The organism is Streptomyces sp. URMC 129 (assembly GCF_051386415.1).
GTDB lineage: Bacteria > Actinomycetota > Actinomycetes > Streptomycetales > Streptomycetaceae > Streptomyces.
Genome location: NZ_JBPQTQ010000137.1, coordinates 1 through 16,429, shown reverse-complemented (window position 1 = coordinate 16,429; position 16,429 = coordinate 1). Strand labels below are relative to the sequence as shown.

13 protein-coding genes are annotated in these 16,429 nt (G+C 76.7%); 4 read left to right on the top strand and 9 right to left on the bottom strand.

Annotation, left to right across the window (positions count from 1 at the left end; all coding sequences use genetic code 11):
* Nucleotides 1–1,194 precede the first annotated feature (1,194 nt).
* The 7 genes from ACSNOC_RS23515 to ACSNOC_RS23485 form a co-directional block, all read right to left on the bottom strand.
* The gene (locus ACSNOC_RS23515; RefSeq protein WP_436749553.1) at nucleotides 1,195–2,403 is read right to left on the bottom strand and encodes an ROK family protein; all 1,209 of its coding nucleotides are present in this window, start codon (nucleotides 2,401–2,403) and stop codon (nucleotides 1,195–1,197) included.
* A 20-nt stretch (nucleotides 2,404–2,423) separates the two neighbouring features.
* Complete coding sequence (gene xylB / locus ACSNOC_RS23510; RefSeq protein WP_436749552.1) at nucleotides 2,424–3,857, bottom strand: xylulokinase; 1,434 nt, start codon at nucleotides 3,855–3,857, stop codon at nucleotides 2,424–2,426.
* A 79-nt stretch (nucleotides 3,858–3,936) separates the two neighbouring features.
* Nucleotides 3,937–4,923 carry an EamA family transporter gene (locus tag ACSNOC_RS23505; protein WP_436749551.1) on the bottom strand — a complete coding sequence of 329 codons (987 nt, stop codon included), beginning with the start codon at nucleotides 4,921–4,923 and terminating at the stop codon, nucleotides 3,937–3,939.
* Between the two features lie 180 nt (nucleotides 4,924–5,103).
* Nucleotides 5,104–6,312 (bottom strand): ROK family protein, encoded by a 1,209-nt coding sequence (locus ACSNOC_RS23500; protein WP_436749550.1) that lies wholly within the window; start codon nucleotides 6,310–6,312, stop codon nucleotides 5,104–5,106.
* 1 nt (nucleotide 6,313) lies between these two features.
* A complete protein-coding gene (locus tag ACSNOC_RS23495) occupies nucleotides 6,314–6,595 on the bottom strand; it encodes a hypothetical protein (RefSeq protein ID WP_436749549.1) in 282 nt (93 codons plus the stop codon).
* A gap of 119 nt (nucleotides 6,596–6,714) precedes the next feature.
* On the bottom strand, nucleotides 6,715–7,689 hold the full coding sequence (locus tag ACSNOC_RS23490) for a TerC family protein (protein ID WP_436749548.1): 975 nt from the start codon (nucleotides 7,687–7,689) through the stop codon (nucleotides 6,715–6,717).
* A gap of 527 nt (nucleotides 7,690–8,216) precedes the next feature.
* On the bottom strand, nucleotides 8,217–8,681 hold the full coding sequence (locus ACSNOC_RS23485) for an ATP-binding protein (protein ID WP_436749547.1): 465 nt from the start codon (nucleotides 8,679–8,681) through the stop codon (nucleotides 8,217–8,219).
* 138 nt (nucleotides 8,682–8,819) lie between these two features.
* On the opposite strand from ACSNOC_RS23485, the gene ACSNOC_RS23480 reads away from it, so the two are divergent.
* The 4 genes from ACSNOC_RS23480 (at nucleotide 8,820) to ACSNOC_RS23465 (ending at nucleotide 11,859) form a co-directional block, all read left to right on the top strand.
* On the top strand, nucleotides 8,820–9,689 hold the full coding sequence (locus tag ACSNOC_RS23480) for a helix-turn-helix domain-containing protein (protein WP_436749546.1): 870 nt from the start codon (nucleotides 8,820–8,822) through the stop codon (nucleotides 9,687–9,689).
* A 4-nt stretch (nucleotides 9,690–9,693) separates the two neighbouring features.
* Nucleotides 9,694–9,930, top strand: a complete 237-nt coding sequence (locus tag ACSNOC_RS23475; protein ID WP_436749545.1) for a DUF397 domain-containing protein — start codon at nucleotides 9,694–9,696, stop codon at nucleotides 9,928–9,930.
* An 88-nt stretch (nucleotides 9,931–10,018) separates the two neighbouring features.
* Entirely contained in the window at nucleotides 10,019–10,855 is an 837-nt protein-coding gene (locus tag ACSNOC_RS23470) for an SAM-dependent methyltransferase (protein WP_436749544.1), read from the top strand.
* A gap of 197 nt (nucleotides 10,856–11,052) precedes the next feature.
* Nucleotides 11,053–11,859, top strand: coding sequence for an SGNH/GDSL hydrolase family protein (locus ACSNOC_RS23465; protein WP_436749543.1), 807 nt, complete (start codon nucleotides 11,053–11,055; stop codon nucleotides 11,857–11,859).
* 7 nt (nucleotides 11,860–11,866) lie between these two features.
* On the opposite strand, the gene ACSNOC_RS23460 is transcribed toward ACSNOC_RS23465, so the two are convergent.
* Nucleotides 11,867–13,204 carry an SWF or SNF family helicase gene (locus ACSNOC_RS23460; RefSeq protein ID WP_436749542.1) on the bottom strand — a complete coding sequence of 446 codons (1,338 nt, stop codon included), beginning with the start codon at nucleotides 13,202–13,204 and terminating at the stop codon, nucleotides 11,867–11,869.
* The gene (locus ACSNOC_RS23455) at nucleotides 13,201–16,098 is read right to left on the bottom strand and encodes an SNF2-related protein (RefSeq protein WP_436749541.1); all 2,898 of its coding nucleotides are present in this window, start codon (nucleotides 16,096–16,098) and stop codon (nucleotides 13,201–13,203) included. Before ACSNOC_RS23455 ends, ACSNOC_RS23460 begins: the two co-directional genes overlap by 4 nt.
* Nucleotides 16,099–16,429 lie beyond the last annotated feature (331 nt).

Here is a 16,429-nt window from a genome sequence, read left to right as displayed (position 1 = left end):
GGGTGGGACACGGCGGGTGCGGCGGATGCGGCGGCCACGGGGGCAGCGGCACGGGCGGCCACGGGAGGAACAGCGGCCGAACGTGCTCCGGCGGCCCGGGGGGACACCACCAGGGCGGCCGGCCGTGCCCCGATGCCTCGCCGCCCCCGGCGACGGCCACGATCAGCGCGGCGCCGACGGCGCCGACGGCTATCGCGCCTGTCCGGCGTGCGCGCTGCCTCGTTCTCCTCACGGGGCGATCCTGCGCGCGCGCCGCGCGCGCCACAGGGCCGTCGGCGGATTTTCGCCGGATCCGGTGAATTCCGGGCCCGGCGGGATTGAGGGCCGGATTCCGGTGACGTCACGGGGAGTTGACGAGAGCCGGATACCGGTCCCGGTCCCGCGGCGGGTCCGGGTCGGTGTCCGTGGCGCCGGGGACTGGTGCGCGGTGCGGGCGGCCGACCGCTCGGACAGGGCGTGGGTGCACCATCGCCGGCCGTCCCCCCAGCCCTGGCGCTCGATGCCGACGCCGCGGGGGGCGCTGGCCCGGGTCCCGGCATGCCGGCCGATGTCCGCCTCCCGGACTGCACTGCGCGACGCGGCCGTCGGCGGCGGCGCAGTGCGCGGAGACCTCGCGCGCCGGGTCCTGGACGAGGGCGACGGTGTCCGCATAGGTCTCCTGTGCGATGGGGATGACGACGTACCGCACGGGGTGGGCCGCGGTGCGGCTGGATCGCGTGCGGGTCGAGGGGGCGGCGGGTGGCCACACGGCGCCCGGGACGTCGGCGGCGACGGCCGCCGGCACCGCGCCGCCGCGCGGCAGCGTGCGGCGCGGCGGGCGGGGGAGAGGCGGAGGTGAAGGGGCCATGGCGTTCCTTCTCGGAGGCGGTCGCTCCCATGCTGACGGCCCGTCCGGTGGCTGCCAAGCGCGGTCTTCCGGCCACGATCCGGCCGTCGGCGACCGCGCGGAAGCGTTCCCGGCCCCGGGGAAGCACCGGGCGCGCACGGGCCGGACGCGACGGCGACCGGCCTGTCCGCCGCCTGCGACCGGCCGCCGCGGGACCCGGACCCCGCCGTGCGGGCGCGGGCGGCACGGCACGGGTGCGACCGGGAGGGGGCCGTCGGCGTGACCGGCGACGGCCCCGGCCCCCGTTGCGCGTCGCCTCGGTCCGGACGGCGTCCGCGCGCCGCGTCACCCACGGACCCGAGGCGGCGTCAGCGGCGCAGCAGCGCGGCGGGGTCGTCCAGCGCGGCGCGCACGGAGTGCCGGGCCGCCCCGAGCAGCGGCCCGTCCGGGCCGAGCGGCGAGACCGTCACCGGCACCGGCGTGCCGCGGCCCCCCGCGGCCACGGTGGTGCGCCGGGCCAGTTCGCGGCTGACCGGCGTCAGCAGCCAGGGCGCCAGCCGGGACAGCGCGCCACCGAGCACGACCCGGCGCGGATCCAGCAGGTTGACGGCGCCGGAGAGCGCGATGCCCAGCGCGGTGCCGGCCTGCCGGACGGCCCGCAGCGCGGTGGGCTCGCCCGCCTCGCAGCGCGCGGCCAGGGCCCCCACGCGGATCCCGGGCCCCGGCCGCAGGCCCGCCGCGCGCAGCAGCGCCTCCTCGCCCGCGTACGCCTCCAGGCAGCCGCGCCCGCCGCACCGGCACGCGCGGCCCTCCGGCCGGACCGGCAGATGGCCCAGTTCGCCCGCGAACCCGTGGGCGCCGCGCAGCAGTTCGCCGTCGATCACGACCGCCGCGCCGATGCCGGCCTCGGCCGACACGTGCAGGAAGCTCTCCCCGGCGCCCCGGCCCGACCACAGCTCGGCCAGCGCGCCGAGGTTCGCCTCGTTCTCCACCGTGACCGGGCCCAGGTCGCGCGGCAGCAGCCCGTCCAGATCGGCGTTCCGCCAGCCGAGGTTGGCCGCGTGCAGCACGGTGGCCGTGTTCCGCACCACCAGGCCGGGCACGGCCACCGTCAGCCCGGCCGGGCGCAGTCCCGCGTCCGCCGCCTCGGCCACGGCGGCACGCAGCATGTCCGTCAGACCGGCCAGCACCACCTCCGGACCGGTGTCGCGGCCGTCGCGGCCGTGGGACTCCCGGCGCCGGCGCACCCGCACCCGGCCGCGCAGGTCCATGACGCACACGGCCAGGTGGTCCACACCGATCTCGGCGCCCACCCCGCACGGGCCCCGGTCGGCGAGCAGCAGCCCGGTGCCGGGGCGCCCGACCGCCCCCGGCCGCCCGGGTGCCGGATCCCGCTCGGTCAGCAGTCCGCCCCGGAGCAGTTCGTCCACGAGCGTGGACACCGCCGCCCTGGTCAGGCCGAGCCTGGCCGCCACGGCGGCGCGGGAGAGCGGCTCCCCGGCGGCGAGGGCGTGCAGCACCCGGGCGAGGTTGCGGCGCCGGATCCCGGACTGGGTCAGGGCGCCCGGACCGGCCACGCCGTGTTCCCGGCCGCTCCTCACGGCCGCCGCAGCAGCGCGTCGGCGTCGGTGAGGGTCGCGGCGATCCGGGCGAGCGCGGCCTCGTCCCGCGCCACCGGACCGTACGCGGGTCCGTCCGCGGTGCCCCAGTCCCGGGCGACGGCGGCCGGGTCACGGCCCAGGAGCAGCCCGGCGGCCTGGGCGGCGGCGCCGAGGGCCACCAGCTCCCGGGCGCGCGGCACCAGCACCGGGCGGCCCGACAGCCGGCGCACGGTCTCGCGCCACGCGGTGCCGCGCGCGCCGCCGCCGATGAGCACGATCGGCCCGTCCGGGTCGGCGTCCTCGTCCAGCACGAGGTCCAGCGCGCGCAGCAGGGCGAACACGGCGCCGTCGTAGGCGGCCTGGAGCACCTGGCCGCCGGTGGTCGCGTGCCGCAGGCCGTGGACCAGGCCGGTGGCGTGCGGGAGGTCGGGGGTGCGCTCGCCGTCGAGGAACGGCAGCACCACGGCGTCGCCGCCGGGCTCGGCCGCCTCCCGGTCCAGGCCCAGCAGCGCGGCGAACCGGTCGACGGCCAGCGTGCAGTTGAGCGTGCAGGCCAGCGGCAGGAAGCCGTCCCGGGCGTCGGCGAAGCCCGCCACGACACCGCTGGGGTCGGCCGGGCGCCGCCCGGAGACCGCGTAGACCGTGCCGGAGGTGCCCAGGCTCAGGACCGGGCGGCCGGGCACGAGCCCGAGCCCCAGGGCCCCGGCCATGTTGTCCCCGGTGCCCGCGGCGACCGGTATGCCCTCGGGCAGCGGCAGGCCCGGCCGCACCGTGCCGGCCGGTTCGCCGGGCGCGACCACGCGTGGCAGCAGCGCGGGGTCGAGCCCGACGTGCGCCAGGACGCCGTGGTCGTAGTCGCCGGTCGCGGTGGACCACCAGCCGGTGCCCGAGGCGTCGCCCCGGTCGGTCGTGCCACCGTGCGTCTCCTGGCCGGTGAGCCGACCGGTCAGGTAGTCGTGCGGGAGCCGGACGGCCCGGGTGGCGGCGGCGGACGCGGGCTCGTTCTCCCTCAACCAGGCCCACTTGGTGACGGTGAACGAGGCCACCGGGACGCTGCCGATCCGTTCCGCCCACGCCGCCGGTCCGCCCAGCTCGGCGAGCAGCCGGTCGCGCTGCGGCGCCGAGCGCGTGTCGTTCCACAGCAGCGCGTCGCGCACCGGGCGGCCGGCGGCGTCCAGCGTCACCAGGCCGTGCTGCTGCCCGGCGACCGCCACGGCCGCCGCCCGTCCGGCGGCCGGTCCGCACTGGGCCAGGGCGTCGGACAGCGCCCGCCACCACTGCGCGGGATCGCTGCCGCGTTCGGCCGTCACCACGTGCGGCGCCTGCCCCCGGGCCACGACCGCCCCGGTGGCGGCGTCGACCACCAGCACCTTGGTGGATTGCGTGGAGCTGTCCACGCCGATGACGAGGGGGCCGTCGGGTGCGGACATGGGCACGGTCCTTCCGGGCGGGCGGGGAGCGGATCTCCCCGGCGGGCGCGGAGGCATCCTAGTTTGTCAACGGCCCTGACTAATCCCCCTCGCCGGGTCCCGGCCGCGCGCACCGCCCCGGTCGCCGGGGCGCCGCCGTGAGCGTCAGCAGGCCCACCACGACCAGCGCCACCCCGGCCCAGGCCGCGGCGGTGAGGCGTTCGCCGACCACCGCGACACCCAGCACGGCGGCCACCACCGGCTCGAACAGGCTGAGCGTCGTCGCCGCGCCCGCCCGCACCCGGGCCAGGCCCGCGCCGAAGAGCACGTACGCCAGCCCCATCGGGACCAGCGCCAGATACGCCGCGACCGCGACCCCGCGCGCCTCCACGACGAGCGGGCCGCCCGTCGCCGCGAAGAGCGGCAGCAGCACGACCGCCGCCGGCCCGAAGAGCGCGCCCATCGCGGCACGCGAGGAGTGCCCGGACCCGATGACGCGGGCGCCGCACCAGGCGTACCCGGCGTACGCGGCACCCGCCAGCAACCCCAGGGCGACGCCGCCCGCGACGCGGTGACCGGCGCCGCCGCCCCCGGGCCCGGACAGCGCCAGCGCGGCGCACCCGGCCGTCGCGGCGGCTGTCGCCACCAGCCGGCGCCGGGTCAGCCGCACGCCGTCCAGGACCCGTTCGAGCAGCGCGGCGAAGACGGGCGCGCTGCCGAGGCCGACCACCGTGCCGACGGCCACCCCGGCCCACGCCATGGCCGGGTAGAACGCCAGCGGGTAGACGACGACGCCGAGCGCACCGAGCAGCGCGCAGCGCAGCACTGCCGGGCCGCCGCGCAGCACGGCGAGCGCCGGCCGCCCTGCCACGGCCAGGGTGAGGAGGCCGCCGAGGCCCGTGGTGGCAGCACCGACGGACAGCGCGGAGGCGCCCTCGGGGGCGAAGCTCGCGGCGGTGCCGGTGGTGCCCCACAGCGCGGCGGCGGCCAGGACCAGGGCGGCACCCGCCGCCGGGTGCCCGGCGGCGGGGAAGGCCGGGGACGAGGGCGAGGCGGGTGAGGAAGGCGTTACGGGTGATGACGACATGGTGGGGCGTCCTGCTCCGTCGGGATCCGTGGGTCCGGGATCGGCGGAGGGCGCGCCGGGACACCGGCCGGGCCGGGGCGGCACCGGGCCGGTGCGTGGACGGCGTCAGCCGCGCGCCCTCAGCGGGCGGACGGCGGCGGTGTGACGGTGCGGTGGTAGGACGGACGCATGTCCGGCACCCTAACGGACGCCCGCGCCGGGCCGCCCCAGGGCGGCGAGGGTGCCCTCCAGGGCGAAGGTGGCCGCGCCCAGGCACACCGGGTCGGCCGGGAGGGAACTCAGCACGATCTCGGTCGCGGCCAGCGGGCGGCGCAGCGCGTGCCGGGCCACTGCTTCCCGGGCCAGCTCCAGCAGCCGCGGGCCCAGCCGCCGGGCGACCCAGCCGGTGAGCACGATGACCTCGGGGTTCAGCAGATTCACCAGGTCGGCGAGGGCGGCGCCGAGATAGCCCGCCGTGCTGCGCAGCACCTGAGCGGCCACCGGGTCGCCCTCGTCGCAGCCCTGGGCCAGCCGGGCGATGGTGGCGGCCTGGTCGCCCGGGCAGAGCAGCGGGCTGTCCGGGCTGGTCTCGCGCAGGTTGCGCATGATGCCGGGCGCCCCGACGTAGGACTCGACGCACCCGCGCCGGCCGCACTGGCAGGGGCGGCCGTCCAGCACCAGCGCGGTGTGCCCCCACTCGCCCGCCCCGTTGGAGGCCCCGCGGTGCGGCGTGCCGCCGAGGGCCAGCCCGGCACCGACGCCCGTGCCCAGGCTCACCACCACCGCGTCGTCCCGGCCGCGCGCCGCGCCGAACCACAGCTCCGCGACCAGGCAGGCCCGCGGCGGGGTGTCCAGGTACAGCCGGTACGGGACGCGCTCGGCCAGCAGCCCGAGCAGCGGCACGTCGTGCCAGCCCCAGTCGGCGGCGAAGACCGACACCCCGCCCTCGCGGTCGACCATGCCCGGCACGCTGATGCCGGCGCCCAGCACCCGCTGCCCGGCCGCCGCGCGGGCCGCCGCCGCGCGCACGGCCGCGGCGATGCGCCCGGCAACCCGGGCCGGCTGGTGCTCTCCGTGCCGCAGCTCCTCGTGGGCGCGGGCCAGGACGCGCAGCGCGAGATCGACGACCTCGACGCGCACATGCGTCTCGGCGACGTCCACGCCGATCAGCGCCCCGCCGCGCGGGTTGACGGCGAGCAGGCCGCGCGGCCGGCCGCCCCCGGAGTCCTCGAAGCCGGCGTCGACGAGCATGCCGTGGTCCAGCAGCTCGCCCACCAGCGTGGCGACGGTGGCCAGGCTGAGACCGGTCGCCGCGGCCAGCCGGGGCCGGGACACCGGGGACTCCGCCATGGCCTGCCGGACGAGGCGGTAGCGGTTCGCCGTCCGGATGTCGCGGGAGGTGCCCCTCACCTCAGTCCCCGCCGCCGTCCTTGTCCTTCCGGCGGAACCATCGGCGCTTGCGCTGCCCGGCGGAGCGGCCGCGCCGCCCCGAGCCGTATATCCATCCGGCGGGAGGCTGGTCCGAGCGCCACGGCTGCGGGGCGGGGGCGCCGTTCTTCCAGCGCTCGGCCAGCATCCGCGTCCTGGCCGCGGGCTCGCGCACCTCGGCGCCGCGCACGAAGCTCTCGTCGAGCACGACGTCGTCCCACTCGTCGCCCGCCGGGTCGTCCCGGCCCGTCGGCTCCGTCCCCATGAGCTGCCTCCCGTCGACCCTCGGTGCGCGACAGTCCACCACGTCGTGAACGCCGCGCGTGGCCGGCTGGTTCCTCCCCCAGCCCCGGCACCCCGGGGCGACACCGTACCGAAGGGCTCCTAGCGCCGCGCGTCCGGTGCCTGTGCCCGGGTCCGGTTTCCGCGCGTCGCGTACAGGCTGGTGACGGTGGTGACGGCCAGGACGGCGCAGATGACGCCCAGCGAGACGGGGGTGCTGATCTCGGGGGTGTGCACACCCGACTCGTGCAGCGCGTGCAGCACGAGCTTGACGCCGATGAAGCCGAGGATGACCGACAGCCCGTACGACAGGTGCACCAGCTTCTCCAGCAGGCCGCCGATCAGGAAGTAGAGCTGGCGCAGGCCCATCAGCGCGAACGCGTTGGCCGTGAAGACGATGTAGGCGTCCTCGGTCAGGCCGAAGATGGCCGGAATCGAGTCCAGCGCGAAGAGGATGTCGGTGCTGCCGATGGCCAGCATCACGATCAGCATGGGCGTGATCAGGCGGCGGCCGTTCTCCCGGACGAAGAGTCTCGTGCCGTGGTACCGGTCGGTGGCGGGGAAGCGGTGCTCGACCATCTTCAGGAAACGGTTCTCCTCGTACTCCTCCTCCGGCTCCTCGGCGCGGGCCTCCTTGATCAGCTTCCAGGCGGTCCAGATGAGGAAGGCGCCGAAGATGTAGAACACCCAGGAGAAGCTCGCGATCAGCGCGGCGCCCGCCGCGATGAAACCGGCGCGCAGCACCAGCGCGATCAGCACGCCGATCATCAGCACCCGGGCCTGGTACTCCGCGGGCACGGCGAACTTGGTCATGATCAGCACGAAGACGAACAGGTTGTCCACGCTGAGGGACTTCTCCGTGATGTACCCCGCGAAGAACTCACCGGACGGGGTGCCGCCCTCCAGGACCAGCAGCCCGACGCCGAACAGCACCGCGAGCACGATCCAGATGACCGTCCACGTCCCGGCCTCCCTGAGCGTCACCTCGTGCGGCTTGCGCCCGAAGAAGAAATCCACGGCGATGAGCGCGCTGAGCACCACCACGGTGAGCACCCACATGGTCAACGAGACGTCCACTGTTCCTCCGGCTTCCGGTTGTCCGACTTCCGCCCGCGTGCGGGCCATCCCTTCCCCGAGGCGCCAGGAACGGCCGCGCGGGCCGCCGAGGCGATCGGATGCAAGGTTAATCAAATAGTAAAGTCCCTGGTGTTCGAGCCGGATAAGGAGCCGGTCCCGGCCCCGACCCGCGCGGGACGAGCCGCCACCGGGCCGCCGGGGGAACGCTGTGCCGTGCCGTGGTCGTCCTGAGCCACCCGGCCCACGGCGTGGTCACCGCGGCGGTCCTCGGCCTCACCGGCCGCCGGCCGCGGGCCGTGTTCGTGCCGGGGCCGCGCCCGGGGGCGCATCCGGGCGTTCGCCGCGGGAGGCCGGCGGGGTCATGGCCACCCACACGCCGGTCACGTGGTGCGCCGTTCTCCGGCTTCCTCATCGCCCCGGCGGTCATCACCGGCTACGGCCGGGCGGCAGGGCGCCGGGGGGCACTGGCGGCGGGTCTGGTCATCGCGCCGCACGGCCCGGGCCGCCGCCCGGGCCCGGGGGGCCGCTCAGCGGGCCGGGCCGTCCTCGGGCGCCACGGGCAGGTCCGCCCACACCACGTGCCCCTGCCCGCCCGCGCGCGGGCGCACCCCCCACACCTTCGCCAGCGCGCACACCAGGAACAGCCCGCGCCCGCTCTCGTCCTCCTCGCCCGCCGGGCTCGGCGGCTCCTGGGGGCCCGGCCCGTCGCTGGCCACCGCGACGCGCACCAGCCCTCCCAGCAGCCGCAGTTCGCAGCCGACGGTCCGGCTCGCGGTGTGCCGCAGCGCGTTGGTGACCAGCTCCGACATCACCAACTGCGCGGTGTCTGAGGTCTCGTGCGGCGTCCGCCACGCCGCGAGCTGCCGACGGATCCGTCTTCGCGCCTCGGCGGCCGACGTGTCGGCGGCCGGCAGGACGAAGCGGACCCGTTCGTCCGTCAGAACAGCGGTCCGGTCCCGCCCGGGTGACTGAGCGTGCGAGGAGAAGGCCACGGATCTACTGTGCGTGCTGGCCGTCACGTCCGGCAAGAGCCATCCTGCAATTTTCAGAATCGTCGTTCTCACTCTGTTGCGGACGCTGACGCCATGACAGACTGCTTCTGCACAGGGGCAGTTGGGGGAGGCGGGGCAGTGGCGGGCGGACCGGCGAGCGGCGCGGCGACAGTGCTGCGGCTCGTGCTGGGCAAGCGGCTCCAGGACCTCCGGGAGGCCGCGGGCCTCTCCTTCGAGGAGGCGGCCACGGCGCTGGACGTCACGCACGCCACCATCCGCCGGATGGAGAAGGCGCAGGTCGGGCTGAAGGTTCCCTACGTCGAGAAGCTCCTGCGCATCTACGGCGTGACCGGCCAGCGGGAGATCGACGCGTTCCTCGACCTGGTGCGCGAGGCCAACCAGCCCGGCTGGTGGCACCGGTACCGGGACGTCCTGCCCGAGTGGTTCAGCGCGTTCGTCAGTCTGGAGGCCGAGGCCGACCAGATCCGCGCGTACGAACCGCACTACGTCCCCGGGCTGTTGCAGACCGAGGCGTACGCCACGGCGGTGCTCCGCGCCGGCATGCCGCACGCCCCGGCCGGCGAGATCGAGCGGCTGGTGGCGCTGCGCCTGACGCGTCAGGAGCTGCTGGTCCGCAAGCAGCCGCCCCTGCTGTGGGTCGTCATGGACGAAACGGTCCTGCGCCGGCCCATCGGCCGGCCGCATGTCATGCGCGCCCAGATCTCCCGGCTGATCGAGGCCGCCACCACGATGCCGCAGGTGCGGCTCCAGGTCATGCCGTTCGCCGCGGGCCCCCATCCGGCGATGTACGGGCCCTTCCACCTCTTCCGGTTCCCCCTTCACGAACTGTCCGATGTCGCCTGCGCGGAGAGCCTCGTCGGCGCGGCGTACTTCGACCAGCGCGACGACGTGTCGGCGTTCCGGGAGGCCCTGGACCGGATGTGCGCGCAAGCCGCGCCAGTGAACCGCACCGAGGCCATCCTCAGTGCCATTCGCAAGGAGATCTGAACCCATGGATCGCATTTACAACGGCATGCCCGCCAAGCACCTCGGCACCGAGGGGTGGCACAAGCCCTGGTCCGGCGGCAACGGCGGGAGCTGTGTCGAGGCGATGCGACTGCGGGACGGCCGGGTGGCGCTGCGCCAGTCGGCCGACCCGGACGGCCCCGCGCTGATCTGTTCGCATCACGAGATCGAGAGGTTCATCCAGGGAGTGAAGTCCGGAGAGGCGGACTTCCTCCTCGTCTGACCATCCGCGGGGGGATGAGGCGCGGTGTCCGCCCACGGGGGGGCGGACACCGCGCCGGTACGACAGGGACGAGAAGACGGAGCAGGCCGTGCGAGACGAGGGCTACACCGCGGGTTTCACCGGGGGTTTCACCGCCGAGCAGATCGACACCGGCAGACCCCACCCGGCGCGGATGTACGACTACTACCTGGGCGGCCAGGACAACTACGAGGTCGACCGCGCCGCCGCCGAGCGGGTCATCGCGCTGCTGCCGGACATCAGAGTGGCCGCACGGGAGAACCGGGGCTTCCTGCGCCGCGCCACCGCGGCCGTCACCCGGCGCGGGATCCGCCAGATCATCGACGTCGGCACCGGGATCCCCACCTCGCCCAACACCCACGAGGTGGCCCGGTCCGTCGACCCGGACGTGCGCGTGGCCTACGTCGACAACGACCCCATCGTCAGCGCCTACGCGGGCGCCAGGCTGACCAACGACGGAAGCGCCGCGTTCGCCCTCGCGGACCTGCGCGACCCCGGATCGATCCTCGGCCACCCGGTCGTGCGACGGCTGATCGACCTCGGGCAGCCGGTCGCGCTGATGCTCGTGGCGATCCTGCACTTCGTGGACGACGCCGACGACCCGGCGGGCATCGTCGCGGCCCTCACCGAGCCGCTGCCGCCGGGCAGTTGTCTGGTGCTCAGCCACGGCACCCCCGACTTCCACGATCCCGCCCAGCTCGGCGCGGTCGGCGAGGTCTACCGCAACGCCACCGCCTCGCTCACGCTGCGCCCGCGCGCACGGGTGCTGGAGTTCTTCGCGGGATTCGACCTCATCGACCCGCCGGGCCTGGTACAGCCGCCGTTCTGGCAGCCGGAGGCACCCGTGCCGGACGACCCGGTGCTGCGCGGGCTCGGCTTCTACTGCGGGGTGGGCGTCAAGCGCTGAACCCGCGGGCGGGCCCCCAGGGGGTGGGGCGTTCGGGTACGGCCGGGATCGCCGCGTCACCCCGGGCGGCCCGGGTCGTTGCCGTTGATGACGCCGTACCGCCGTGACCCGGCGGCGGGCCCGGACCCGGGGCCCGGCCCGCCGGGGCGGGGCGCCCGTGCGGCGACCGTCCCCGCCGACCCTCCCTGGGAGGTTCCATGAAACTGCGCCGCTCGCTGGCGACGGCCGTCACCGCGGCCGTCGCCATCGGCGTCTCCACCCTCGGGCCCGCTCCGGCCTCGGCACAGGAGACCGCCGCCGAGAAGTACGTGGCCCTGGGCGACTCCTACTCCTCCGGCGCCGGCGCCGGCAGCTACGACAGCGCCAGCGGCGACTGCAAACGCAGCACGCAGGCGTATCCGGAGCTGTGGGCCGAGGCCAACGCGCCCGCGTCCTTCGACTTCACCGCCTGCTACGGCGCCACGACCACCGACGTCGTCAACGAGCAACTGGGCCCGCTGGACACCGGCACCACCCTCGTCACCCTCAGCGTCGGCGGCAACGACGCGGGCTTCGGGGACACGATGCTGACCTGCGTCATCCAGGGCACCAGCGCCTGCCTGGACGCGATCGACACCGCCACGGCCTACATCACGGACACCCTGCCCGGCCGGCTCGACACGGTGTACCGCGCCGTGCGCGACGAAGCGCCCAACGCGCGTGTGGTGGTGCTGGGTTACCCCCGCATGTACGAGCTGGACGGAAGCTGCTCGTTCGGCATCAGCGAGGAGTCCCGGGCCGCGATCAACGGCGCCGCCGACCACCTCAGCGAGGTGACCGCCAAGCGGGCCGCCGACCACGGCTTCACCTACGCGGACGTGCGGCCCGCCTTTGCCGGGCACGAGATCTGCTCGGCCGACGAATGGCTGCACAGCGTCAATCTCGCGGACCTCGGCGACTCCTACCACCCCACCGCCGAGGGCCAGTCCGGCGGCTACTACGCGGCACTGGAGGGCGTGGCCTGACGGGTGGTCACCCCTGCCCGGCGCTGACGGCCCGGCCGTCGCCCCCGTCGCCCCGCGCGGCGGCCAGGGCGGCGGCCGGGTCCGTCCCGGCGGGCCCCGCGGGCCACCAGCGCCCGCCCGCCCGGCGGAACGGCCACCAGCGGCCGTCCGCGTCACAGCGGAGCTGTATCCCCTCGCCGACGACCGTCCAGCCGGCGCCGGAGCGGCGCAGCGCGGGCCGGGACTCCTCGCCGGCCCAGACCGCGGCGAGCTGGTCCGCCGCCCGCGCCGGGGCGGCGCCGGCCGTCCCCTCCAGCACGGCCAGGCCGGCCCGTCCGCCGCACCGCCAGGCCCGTACAGCGACATCGAGGTCGCGCGGGGTGCGCCCGCAGCCCTCCGCCAGCCGCCGGGCCACGCGGGCCGGAGGACGGCCGGCGGCCATCCGCACCGCGTCCTCCCACACGCCGAGCGGGGCGGGCACCGGCTCCGCCGCGTGCCCGGGGGACAGGGCACCGGCGAGCAGCCGCGCCGCCCGCCCGGCCGTGTCCGCGACGAGGAACGCGAGCGCCCCGGTGTCCAGCCCGTCCGCCGGCTCGGCGCCGCCGGACAGCGCGGGTCCGGTGCCCGGCTCGGTCACGGCGGGCGGCGGAGCGGGCAGCGGCGGGAGCGCCCCGGCGCGCTCGTACGCGTCCACCGCGCGTACCCCGGCGGGCACCGGCGGGTGCGCCGGCCGGTCACGCGCCCGGTCCGCGCGGGCGGCGCCGCGCCGTTGCAGCTCGTCGGTCAGCTCGCGCTCCGGCCGCCCGCGCAGCAGCAGCAACAGGAACGGGTCGGCGTCCAGCAGCCGGGCCACCTGGTAGCAGAGCGCGGCGGTGTGCGCGCAGTGGTCCCACTCGCCGCACTCGCACGACGGCTCCAGGTCCCCGATGCCCGGCAGCAGGTCGACGCCGGCCGCCGCCGCGTCCTCGACCAGGTGCGCCGGCATGTCCCGGTCCAGCAGTGCCGCGAGGTGCCCGGCCTCGCGGGCGACGGTCTCCAGCAGCCGGTCCCACTCCGGCCCGGTCAGCCGCCGCACCAGCACGTCGGCGCGCTGGTGCGTGCCGTCGCCGTCCCGGACCACGGCGGTCAGCCGCCCCGCGCGCACCGAGACGGCGCCGACCGCGCCCGCCCTGGCGTGCCGCCGTCCCTGCCGCAGCCGCTTGCCGTCCAGCGCGGTGTCCTCCAGCGCCTTCAGCCAGCTCTGCCCCCACCAGGTGGCCGCGAACCCGCGCCCGCGGGCGGGCGGCAGGGCGGCGAGGACCACCTCGTCGTGCCCGGCGTCGTGGGTCGCCGTCCGGTCGGTCGTCCGCTCGGTCGTCCGGCTCATCGTTCGCTCCCCAGGTGCCCGGCCCCGCGCAGTGCCACGAGGTCGGCCAGTTCGGCGTCGGACAGGTCGCTCCAGGCCGCCTCGCCCCGGCCGAGCACCGACTCGGCCAGGGCCCGCTTGCGTTCCAGCAGGGCGGCGATCCGGTCCTCGACCGTGCCCTCGGCGATCAGCCGGTGGACCTGCACCGGGCGGTCCTGGCCGATGCGGTGGGCACGGTCGGTGGCCTGCGCCTCGACGGCCGGGTTCCACCAGCGGTCGAAGTGCACCACGTGCTCGGCGCGGGTGAGGTTCAGCCCGGTGCCCGCCGCCTTCAGCGACAGCAGGAAGACCGGCACCTCGCCGGCCGAGAAGTCGCGGACCATCTCCTCCCGGCGCGGCACCGGGGTGCCGCCGTGCAGCAGCAGGCTCCGCACCCCGCGCTCGGTCAGGTGCCGTTCCAGCAGGCGGGCCATCCGCACGTACTGGGTGAAGACGAGCACGCTCGCGCCCCCGGCCAGGATCGTGTCCAGCAGCTCGTCGAACAGCTCCAGCTTTCCCGAACGCCCCGCCAGCCGGGGGGCGTCCTCCTTCAGGAACTGCGCCGGGTGGTTGCAGATCTGCTTCAGCGAGGTCAGCAGCTTGACCACCAGGCCGCGCCGGGCGAGGCCGTCGGTGCCGGAGACGGCGGCGAGGCCCTCGCGGACCACGGCCTCGTACAGTCCGGCCTGTTCGGCGGTGAGCGCGACCGCGCGGTCGGTCTCCGTCTTCGGCGGCAGCTCGGGCGCGATGCCCGGATCCGACTTGCGGCGGCGCAGCAGGAACGGCCGCACCAGGCGGGCCAGCCGGTCGGCGGCGAGCGGGTCGGCGCCGGACTCGACGGCGTCCGCGAAGCGGGAGCGGAACGTGCCCAGGCTGCCGAGGAGGCCGGGCGTGGTCCAGTCGAGCACGGCCCACAGCTCGGAGAGGTTGTTCTCCACGGGCGTGCCGGTCAGGGCGACCCGGGCCCGGGCGGGGATCGTGCGCAGCTCGCGGGCCGTGGCGGAGAACGGGTTCTTCACGTGCTGCGCCTCGTCCGCGACGAGCAGGGACCACTCGGCGGCCCCGGCGAGGCGGCCGGCGTCCAGGCGCATCGTGCCGTAGGTGGTGAGCACCACTTCGTCCCCGGCGAGGTCCGTCAGGTCGCGGGCCGGGCCGTGGTGGCGGCGCACCGGTGTGCCGGGCGCGAACGCGGCGAACTCCCGCTGCCAGTTGCCCAGAAGGGAGGCCGGGCAGACCACCAGCGCCGGTCCGGCGGTGGCGGGGGCGAGCTGCCGGTGCAGGTGGAGCGCGATCAGCGTGATCGTCTTGCCCAGGCCCATGTCGTCGGCGAGGCAGCCACCGAGCCCGAGCGAGGTCATGCGGTGCAGCCAGTTCAGCCCGCGCACCTGGTAGTCGCGCAGCGTGGCGGCCAGCGCCGGGGGCTGGGACACCGGCGCGTCACCGGCCCGTTCGGGGTCGGCCAGCCGGTCGCGCAGGGTGCTCAGCCAACCGGTGGTGGTCACCTCCACCCGCTCGCCGTCCACCTCGGCGCCGCCGGTGAGGGCGGCGCCGAGCGCGTCCAGCGCGGTGACCTTGCGGTCCTGCCGTGCGCGGGCGCGGCGCACCTCCTCGGGCGCCACCAGCACCCACTGGTCCCGCAGCCGCACCACGGGCCGCCCGGCCTCCACCAGCCGGTCCAGCTCCTCGCGGGTCAGCTCGCTGTCGCCCACGGCGAAGCGCCAGTCGAACGCGAAGAGCGCGCCGGGGGAGAGCGGCGACGGCAGTGCGGACTCCGGGCGCCCGTCCGGCCCGTCGCGGTCCGCCGCCCCGGCCGGGCCGACGACCGCGCGGGCGGTGAGGCCGCGCACGAGGTCGCGCGGCCAGTGCACCTGGACGCCGGCCGCCTCCAGCGCGCGGGCGACCGGCGCGCCGAGGAGCCCGGCGACGTCCTCGTCGGCGAGGTCGACGGCGTCCGGCACGGCGGCCGACAGCAGCGGCGTCAGGGGTTCCCACGCGGCGGCGGCGCGGCGCAGCGTCAGCAGCGCGTCGGTGCGGGCGCGGGGCCCGAACGCGGCGGCGGCCGGCGAGGTGCCCGACCAGAGCTCGGCGGCGTCCGCGACGGCGGCCGGGTCGGTGAGGCTGTGGAGCTGCACCACCGCGCGGAACGAGGGCCCTCCGGTGCCCGCGGTCGGATCCGCCTCGACGCGCAGCGAGACACGGACGCCCGCGTCGTGCCCGGCCGCCACTCCCTCGGCCCAGGCGCGCTGCCGGGGCAGGCGGCGCGGGGCCCGGTCGGCCCAGGCGGGGCCGCCCGCGGCGAGGGCGGCGGCGGGGGTGCGCGGCAGGGTGTCGGCGACCGCGTCGAGGAACGCGCGCAGCAGCGTCTCGGGCCGGGGCAGCAACGGCCCGCCGTCGTCGGCCGGTTCGGGCAGCGGCGCGGCGTGCGCGTGGGGCGGCATCGCGGCGGCCAGCTCCCGCAGCCGCGCGGCGTCGGCGGCGTCCAGCGGGCCGAGCCGCCAGGCGTCGTGGTCGGTGCCGGTCAGTCCCGGCAACAGCTTTCCGCGTGCGGCCAGCTGGAGGGCGAGCACGGCGGCGGCGCCCCAGCAGGCGGCCGAGCCGTCGGCGCCGGTGCCTCCGGCCCGGGCCCGGGTCAGCACGGGCAGCGCGTCGCGCACCGGCAGCACGACGGCCGGGACCGTGCGGACGTGGACCGAGCCGTCCGGCGCGGGGAGCACCACGGGCAGCTCCTCGCCCGGCAGGTCGCCGGCGTCCGGCGGGGAGCCGTCGGGGTGCCAGAAGGCGACGCGGGAGGCACGCGGGGGATCGGCGGGCAGAAAGACGGCGGCGCAGCCGGTGAGAGCGGATGTCCGGGCGGGCGGGGGCGGGGTCGCTGTCACGCGCTGACCGTCTCCTCAAATTTGACTAGCGGTGGTGCGACCGCCGAGGGTACCGCACGTTCCCGGGCTCGGGAAACGGCCGCCGGGGCACGGGTCCGGTCCCCGGGCCGGCAGGGGGCCTGGGTACACCCCGGGCCGGGGGCTGCCGCCATGGTCCGGGCGGGGCGGCCGTTCCTACCGTGAAGGGGCGTCGTCCACCGGCGACCAGCGCCGACGACGAAAGACGGCGACGAACGCCCGCGACGTCCGTCCGGTGACGTCCGGCGTCCTCCGCCGTCGGCCCGCCGCCCCCGAACTTCCGGAGACCTGATGCCCCGAGCCGCCCCCGCGC

Coding starts and splice junctions, on each gene's coding strand:
- ACSNOC_RS23495 (WP_436749549.1), bottom strand. CDS start 6,595: ATGGGGACGGAGCCGACGGGCCGGGACGACCCGGCGGGCGACGAGTGG.
- xylB (WP_436749552.1), bottom strand. CDS start 3,857: ATGTCCGCACCCGACGGCCCCCTCGTCATCGGCGTGGACAGCTCCACG.
- ACSNOC_RS23460 (WP_436749542.1), bottom strand. CDS start 13,204: ATGAGCCGGACGACCGAGCGGACGACCGACCGGACGGCGACCCACGAC.
- ACSNOC_RS23465 (WP_436749543.1), top strand. CDS start 11,053: ATGAAACTGCGCCGCTCGCTGGCGACGGCCGTCACCGCGGCCGTCGCC.
- ACSNOC_RS23475 (WP_436749545.1), top strand. CDS start 9,694: ATGGATCGCATTTACAACGGCATGCCCGCCAAGCACCTCGGCACCGAG.
- ACSNOC_RS23505 (WP_436749551.1), bottom strand. CDS start 4,923: ATGTCGTCATCACCCGTAACGCCTTCCTCACCCGCCTCGCCCTCGTCC.